The sequence below is a fragment of the Indiicoccus explosivorum genome, from assembly GCF_002167005.1.
Classification (GTDB): domain Bacteria; phylum Bacillota; class Bacilli; order Bacillales_A; family Planococcaceae; genus Indiicoccus; species Indiicoccus explosivorum.
On the sequence record NZ_NHTN01000079.1, the window covers coordinates 1 to 7,387 of the forward strand.

At 59.0% G+C, this 7,387-nt stretch carries 8 protein-coding genes; 5 read left to right on the forward strand and 3 right to left on the reverse strand.

Features of this window, described 5'->3' with window-relative positions; all coding sequences use genetic code 11:
* Window positions 1-272 precede the first annotated feature (272 nt).
* The 5 genes from CCE92_RS15565 (at window position 273) to CCE92_RS15585 (ending at window position 3,104) form a co-directional block, all read left to right on the forward strand.
* The gene (locus tag CCE92_RS15565) at window positions 273-578 is read left to right on the forward strand and encodes an antibiotic biosynthesis monooxygenase family protein (RefSeq protein WP_088009597.1); all 306 of its coding nucleotides are present in this window, start codon (window positions 273-275) and stop codon (window positions 576-578) included.
* On the forward strand, window positions 575-928 hold the full coding sequence (locus tag CCE92_RS15570; RefSeq protein ID WP_088009599.1) for a hypothetical protein: 354 nt from the start codon (window positions 575-577) through the stop codon (window positions 926-928). The genes CCE92_RS15565 and CCE92_RS15570 overlap by 4 nt, the downstream gene beginning before the upstream one ends.
* A gap of 18 nt (window positions 929-946) precedes the next feature.
* Window positions 947-1,603: a cobalamin B12-binding domain-containing protein gene (locus tag CCE92_RS15575; protein WP_088009601.1), complete on the forward strand. Its 657-nt coding sequence runs from the start codon at window positions 947-949 to the stop codon at window positions 1,601-1,603.
* Entirely contained in the window at window positions 1,584-2,324 is a 741-nt protein-coding gene (locus tag CCE92_RS15580) for an STAS domain-containing protein (RefSeq protein WP_088009603.1), read from the forward strand. Before CCE92_RS15575 ends, CCE92_RS15580 begins: the two co-directional genes overlap by 20 nt.
* Before the next feature lie 372 nt (window positions 2,325-2,696).
* The gene (locus CCE92_RS15585) at window positions 2,697-3,104 is read left to right on the forward strand and encodes a hypothetical protein (protein WP_088009605.1); all 408 of its coding nucleotides are present in this window, start codon (window positions 2,697-2,699) and stop codon (window positions 3,102-3,104) included.
* Window positions 3,105-3,166: 62 nt separating this feature from the next.
* Here CCE92_RS15585 and CCE92_RS15590 read toward each other — a convergent pair whose 3' ends face one another.
* The 3 genes from CCE92_RS15590 to CCE92_RS15600 all read right to left on the reverse strand — a co-directional run bounded on the left by CCE92_RS15590 (window position 3,167) and on the right by CCE92_RS15600 (window position 7,281).
* Window positions 3,167-4,861: a glycerol-3-phosphate dehydrogenase/oxidase gene (locus tag CCE92_RS15590; RefSeq protein ID WP_088009607.1), complete on the reverse strand. Its 1,695-nt coding sequence runs from the start codon at window positions 4,859-4,861 to the stop codon at window positions 3,167-3,169.
* A gap of 74 nt (window positions 4,862-4,935) precedes the next feature.
* Window positions 4,936-6,444, reverse strand: a complete 1,509-nt coding sequence (glpK, locus tag CCE92_RS15595) for a glycerol kinase GlpK (protein WP_088009611.1) — start codon at window positions 6,442-6,444, stop codon at window positions 4,936-4,938.
* A 279-nt stretch (window positions 6,445-6,723) separates the two neighbouring features.
* Window positions 6,724-7,281 carry a DUF4126 domain-containing protein gene (locus tag CCE92_RS15600; protein WP_088009609.1) on the reverse strand — a complete coding sequence of 186 codons (558 nt, stop codon included), beginning with the start codon at window positions 7,279-7,281 and terminating at the stop codon, window positions 6,724-6,726.
* Window positions 7,282-7,387: the final 106 nt, after the last annotated feature.

The following is a 7,387-nucleotide window of genomic DNA, read 5'->3' on the forward strand; positions in this document are numbered from 1 at the left end:
GGTGCGAGACCGAGATAAGGGCGTGCGAGAACGAGATAAAGCCTATCAAGACCGAGATAAAGCCTATCGAGACCGGGATAAGCCGCTTCAAGACCCAGATAAACGCGAGCAACCCCGAGATAAACCGCTTCAAAACCCAGATAAGCTCCCCATCACCATGCTAATCCCCCCTCCCATCTCATTCCTGCCCGCCCCCGCGCGCACTTCCTTCTAATTTGAAACACCGAATGTTACACTGAAACTACTTTATTAAAATCCAAGGGGGAATCCGGTTGTTTATCGTGACATCGACGGTGGCTGTCCCGCCTGAGAAATCAGAGGAAGTCATCAGCATTTACCGGAACCGCTCGCGCCGTGTGGATCAGGCGGAGGGGTTCCAGTCATTCCGGCTGCTGCAGAATTCAAAGAAGCCCGGTGAACTGACGGTGCACCTCGAGTGGGCATCGAAGGAAGCGTATCTCGCATGGGCGCGGAGTGACGAGTTCAAGGAGATCCATGATTTGGAGAAGAATTACCCGGACCAGGAGCTGGCGGGGATTGTGCCGGCTGTCCGGCAGTATACGGTTGTGGCGGAATGAACCAGGAAGCGAAAAACCGGATTGCGGATGACGTGACCGACAGCATTTATGGGGCGTATCCGGAGTTATGGGAACGGTTCGGCGAGAACGGGTATACGCACACGAAAAAAGATAACCATCATCATCTCGATCATTTGGAGACGGCTTACGCCCTCGGGCAAGAGAAGGTCTTCCTTGATTATACGGAGTGGCTTGACGGGGTGCTGACGAGCCGGAATGTCGGGACGGAATTGATCATCGATAATTTCAACCGGCTGATCGATGCGCTTCCCGGCCGGGCGGCGCCGGAGGAAGCGGACTTCATGGCCGGCTGTCTGCGGCGTGCGGTCCGGCAGCTTGAGCAGAAGTGAACGGAGAGGAGGCGTTTTATGGCGATCCAGCCGAAAGAGCTCGCCCAGCTGTTTCTGGAAGGCAAAGACAGTGAAGCGCTGAAGGAAGTGCAGACGTTTTTGGAGAATCAATCGAAGAAAGACCTGTACCACGGGCTGCTGACCCCGGCGATGATCCACATCGGGGAATTGTGGGAACGGAACGAGATCTCAGTGGCGGATGAACATTTGGCGACGGCGATTTGCGATTTTGTCATGTCGGCCGTGGATATCCGCAAGGAATCGATGAGCCTTGCCGGCGGCCAGGCGCTCGTCCTCGGCGTCGAAGGGGAGCAGCACCACCTCGGACTGAAGATGTCCGCATCGGTTTTCCGGGAACACGGCTGGCGCGTCCACTACCTCGGCCCGGACCTCCCGCTCGATCATGCGCTGGCGGCCGCGGAGCGCTGGTCGCCGGACGTGATCGGGCTGTCCGCGTCGCTCGCCTACCGGGTGCCGGCGCTCCGGCGTTACATCGACGCGTTCCGCGGGCTCCAGCCGAAACCCGTCGTGTTCATCGGCGGCCGCGTCGTGGGCATCACCGATTTATCCGCATTCGAACAGGAAGGGGCCCTGCTGTTCCAGGACCTGTCCGGTCTCGAACGCTGGCTTCAGGAAGAAGGAGGAACCGCGCACTATGCAAAATCTGCAACATGACGGCTGGCCGCTGCCGGCCGTCACAATCGGACAGGATTTCACCATACTGGAACAATCCCCGGAAGCGGCCCGCCTGTTCGGCCCCGCCTCGTCACTCTTGGACCTTCTTGATGAAGAGAGCCGGCCGAAAGCCCGGGACTTCCTTTATTCGAATAAAACCGGCCAGCGGACAGAACTGAACATCATCGGTGCGAAGGGCGAACGCATGACGGCGGATGTCTACGCGAAGTGGAACGGCGGCGAAGCGGTCGTGGTGTTCGTCCCGACCGATGACAGCCTCCGCCGCATCAGCGACCAGTTCACCGCCCTCCGCCGGCGGCTGAACGAGACGAACTACGACCTCCTGCTGGAAAAAATGAAAGTCGATGAACTCGTCGAGCGCGTCCAGGAACTGTCCGCGCCGTTCATCCGGCTGGACCGGACGCGCGTCCTCGTGCCGCTGTTCGGCGACCTCACCTCGGACCAGATGGCGGCTGTGCAGTCGCGCGTCCTGCAGGATACATACTCGGCGAGCGCGACGGAAATCCTCCTCGATTTTACAGCGGTCGATGAAATCGACAGGTCCGGACTGCAGGCACTCGATTCGCTGCTCCAGTCACTGAGCCTTATGGGGACGGATGTCACCCTCACCGGCCTGCATCCCGAGCACGCTCAGCGGCTGCATGAACTGGACGCCCGGCTCGGTACCCGGTTCGCTTCATCGCTGAAAGACGTGCTGTAATCGGCATGGAACCCCCGCGCTTTGCCGAGCGCGGGGGTTTTGTGTGCGGGGCGGGTTTACTTGCGGATTGGCGACGGATACTTGCGAAATGGAGCCGGATACTTGCATATGCCGAATTTATTCTGCTAGTAAGCGGAGCGTTACTATCGAAACGAGCGGCGTTACTATCGAAACGAGCGGCGTTACTACCGAAATGGATGCTGTTACTACCGAAACGCAAATACGCAGGATCATGCGCAAAAAGCCATCATCCCCTCGTTTATTAACTTTGGCAATAAACCACTGCATCTGACAATTTTCCGCCCACCGAAATTTTAACTTCTTTTTAACCTCCTTCCGCTACACTTGGTTCCAAAAGGAGGCATCAAGGTCATGTCCACAGGGAATTTCATCCTCGAAAGCGAGTACACACTTTCCGACACTTCGCCATTCTATACATTCCATCTCCAAGTCGTCCACCGGGTGGGCGGTTATGCGCTGCACCGGACGTCGTTCCAATGCGATTCGCTGGAGGAAGGCCGCGAGCGGATCCGAAATTTCGAAAAGAACCTGCTCAGCCCCCGGGTGCTCCTGTGGCTCATCGTCCGGGAAGTGAGCATGCTGACGGGCGTGAAGCCTTCCTCGGACCGGGGATTCAACGGGTTTTATGAAGACATCATCGCAAATTCCGATACGGATGTGCTCCTCGATCTTCAGGAGCGCGCCATTCTCCGGCGGAATAAAAAATGTGACATCATCGAGGCGGAACTCCGGAAACGGATGCCGGCATACAGCGAATGAAAAAATCGGAAGCCCGCACACCGCGGGCTTCCGATTTTCACATCACGCGTCCCCCTTCTCCGTCATTCCGCCTCGACCGGTTCCTTCTCCGTCCAGTCGACGCCATACGGCACCGGCTGCACCGCTTCGAACAGCAGTTCATCCAGCTCTTCTGTATACAGCCGGCGCTGTTCGGCCGTCCAGCCGAACAAGTCACCCATGTACTGGATGACCGGCTCCTTCTGTGCCCGCACCCAGTCGATCTGGAAATACAGTGCACCGGTCCGCCGCACGAAAAAGTCGACCGGTTTGTACGCCAGCTCATGCTCCACCGCGTAGCGCAACATCGCGTACGACAGCGGATGAAGGCCGATGCGGTCCGCTTTGTCGCGGCCATCGACGTAATATTCCAGCACAGTTCCGACATTGGCGCCGTAGCGCTCGGTCAGCTGCCGGAGCGCGCCGTCCGGCAGGTTCAGCGGTGCGCCCGCCTTCTCGATTTCATCGACGAACCGCTTGAATCCCTCGGATCCGCCGACTTCCCCGCCGGAGATCGGCAAATGTTTCGTCCGGCACTCCGGAAATGACTTCCCTTCCGTTTCCAGCTGCGCGGCCACGAGGTCCGTGATTTTCTCCGCCATCTTCCGGTAGCCCGTCAGTTTGCCGCCCGCGATGGAAATCAGCCCGGACTCCGAGATGAACACTTCGTCCTTCCGGGAAATCTCGGACGGCCCTTTGCCTTCTTCATGGATGAGCGAACGCACACCGGCCCAGCTCGACTCGACGTCCTCTTCCGTGACACCGATTTCCGGGAACATGGAATCGACCGCCCGCAGCAGGTAGTCCCGGTCTTCTTTCGTCATCGTCGGATGCGCGGTGTCTTTATCATAGAACGTATCCGTTGTGCCGATGTACACTTTCCCTTCCCGCGGAATCGCGAACGCCATCCGCCCGTCCGGCATATCGAAATAGATGGCCTGGCGCAGCGGGAAGCGCGCGCCGTCGAACACAAGGTGCGTCCCTTTCGTCAGCCGGAGTGTCTTGCCGTTTTTCGAGCCGTCCTTTTCCCGGAGCTCGTCGACCCATGGCCCTGCGGCGCTGACGATTTTATTCGCATAAATGGCATGGACCGTGCCGTCGATCTGGTCTTCGGCGTTCACGCCGATCACTTGGCCGTCCTCGTACAGGAACTGGACCGCCTTCATGTAATTGAGCGCGAGGGCGCCGAACTCGTCCGCCTTCTTCAGCACTTCGATCGTCAGCCGGGCGTCGTCGGTCTTATACTCGACGTAGTAACCCGCGCCTTTCAGCCCCTGCGATTTCAGGAGCGGTTCGCGCTGCATCGCTTCCTCGCGGCTCAGCATGCGGCGGCGTTCGCCTTTTTTGACGCCGGCCAGCGTATCGTAGACGCGCAGCGCAATATTCGTCGTGAATGGGCCGAACGTGCCGCCTTCATAAAACGGCAGCATCATCCATTCCGGCGTCGTCACATGCGGGCCGTTCTCATAGACGATCTCCCGTTCGCGGCCGACTTCCGCCACCATCTTCACTTCAAACTGCTTGAGGTAACGGAGGCCGCCGTGCACGAGTTTCGTCGAGCGGCTGCTCGTGCCGCCGGCGAAATCCTGCATCTCGATGATGCCGGTCTTCATGCCGCGGGACGCCGCATCGAGCGCGATGCCGGCGCCCGTAATCCCCCCGCCGATAACGAGCAGATCGAGCGGCTCATCCTTCATTTTCCCGATGGTCTCCGAACGTTCAAAACTCGAAAATGCCATGCGCAATTCCTCTCCTTTGCTCTGTAGTCCGCTTTTATTTCAGTCAAAACCGTTTCAGTCAATAAACCCGGGCGTCAGCTTTTATTACCCGGCTTAAAAGCCCGCGTGGCGGCGACCGCCTGCTGCCAGCCTTCATAAAGAGTCTTCCGCGTCCCGTCATCCATCTCACGGGTGAACCGCCGGTCAAGTTTCCAGTGGCGCGCGATTTCGTCCTTGTCTTTCCAGTAGCCGACGGCCAGCCCCGCGAGGTAAGCGGCACCGAGCGCCGTCGTCTCTTCGATCGCCGACCGCTCGACCGGCACGTCCAGGATGTCGCTCTGGAACTGCATGAGGTGGCTGTTGGAGACCGCCCCGCCGTCGACGCGCAGCGTCTTCAGCCCCGTGTCCGCCTCCTGCACCATGGCATCCATGACGTCCTTCGTCTGATAGGCGAGCGACTCGAGCGTCGCGCGGATGAAGTGCGCGCGCGTCGTACCGCGGGTGAGGCCGAACACCGCCCCGCGTGCATCCGAATCCCAATACGGCGTGCCGAGGCCGACAAACGCCGGCACCACATAAACGCCTTCCGTCGAATCGACCTGCCGGGCGTATGTTTCGCTTTCCGGCACCGTGTCGATGATCTGCAATCCGTCACGCAGCCACTGGACGGCGGAGCCCGCCACGAAAATGCTGCCTTCGAGCGCGTATTCCACTTTACCGTCCACGCCCCATGCGAGCGTCGTGAGGAGGCCATGCTTCGAGGCGACCGCTTCGTCGCCCGTGTTCATGAGCACGAATCCGCCCGTGCCGTACGTGTTCTTCGCCATGCCTTTCTCGAAGCACGCCTGGCCGAACAGCGCCGCCTGCTGATCGCCCGCGATGCCGGCGATCGGCACTTCATGGCCGAAGAACACATTGCTGTCCGTCTTCGCATAAATCTCCGATGACTGCCGCACTTCCGGCAGCATGCTGTCCGGCACATCGAGGATCCCGAGCAGCTCGTCATCCCATTTCAAGTCGTAGATGTTGTACATCAGCGTGCGGGAAGCGTTGCTATAGTCGGTGATATGCGTCGTCCCGCCCGACAGCTTGTAGACGAGCCACGTGTCGATCGTCCCGAACATCAGCTGCCCGTCCTCCGCTTTCTTTCGTGCGCCTTCCGTATTGTCGAGGATCCACTTCACTTTCGTTCCGGAAAAATACGGATCGAGCAGGAGGCCGGTTTTATTGCGGAACAGCTCTTCATGACCTTGTGCTTTCAGTTCCTCACAAATATCGGCGGTCTGGCGCGACTGCCACACGACCGCCCGGCCCACCGGTTCGCCGGAATCGCGGTCCCAGACGACCGTCGTCTCCCGCTGATTCGTGATGCCGATGCCGGCGATCTGCTCCGGGGCGACGCCATTCTCTTTCAGCACGTCCTCCATGCAGGCGTGGATCGCCGACCAGATCTCCTCCGCATCATGCTCCACCCAGCCGGGCTTCGGGAAATACTGCTCGAACTCCCGCGCCGAAATGCCGGCGATCTCCCCTTTCCGGTCGAACAGAATGGCGCGCGACACAGTCGTCCCCTGGTCGATCGCCATGATGTATTGCTCACTCAACATGATCTCCTCCTCACCCTGACATCCAGGCCTCTTTCCTTCAGCTTACCAGTTTTCGGATACTCTTTCTTCCTATACCCGCCAGGCGTGGGAAAAATGCAGGCGGGGAGTGGGTTGTAGGGTGGTGCTAGCGGCGGTGCCAACTAACGGCGGTGCCAACTAACGGCGGTGCCAGGCACCAATTTTCAGAAAATTGGTGCCTGGCACCTTAAATCCGACTATTCCGTCTTTTCAAGCGAAAGAAACGCTCTACTCCTAAGCGTTTCTTTCGAGGGCACTTCACACCGGCCGGTCTTTCAGCGTCACCCGTCTGTACGCTTTATAAATTAGGTACAGCGCGACGGCGAGCACCGCCACAGCCAAAATCGGCACGAGGAAAATGAGGACCGGCCCGATGATGGCAAGGCCGTCTTCAATAGCAGAGACGATCGGACTGACAGCTGCCGTTTCGCTGACGCCTTTTACGACGGTCGTGGTCGCATGCGCAGCAGTCGCCAGTCCGCCGCCTCCGATGATGGCAATCGACCAGGTGAGGAACGGGTCCATATCACCGATGAAGGAAGCGGTAAGCAGCACACCTGCAATCGTCGCGGCCGGCGCCGCCAGCATCTTCAGGAACGTGCCGATCACCGGCAAGTAATTGACGCCGATTTCCAGTAAGGTTGCGACGGCGAATGCCACCAATGCCGGCGTGCTGCCGATCCACTCGAATCCCTCCGCCAGTGTCACCCATTCCGTCCGGACAAACAATCCCGTGATCAGAAGCGGGGTGAACACCCGGAAACCTGCTGTCGCGCTGAGCGCGAGTCCTACAATGACTGCCATGATCGTCTCCATGTGATTTCCCTCCATCCGTTCCCTCTTTTTTCTTCCTATACCCGGATTTAGGAGGGGAAAATCAGTGAGTGCCTGGCACCAATTTTCAGAAAATTGGTGCCAGGCA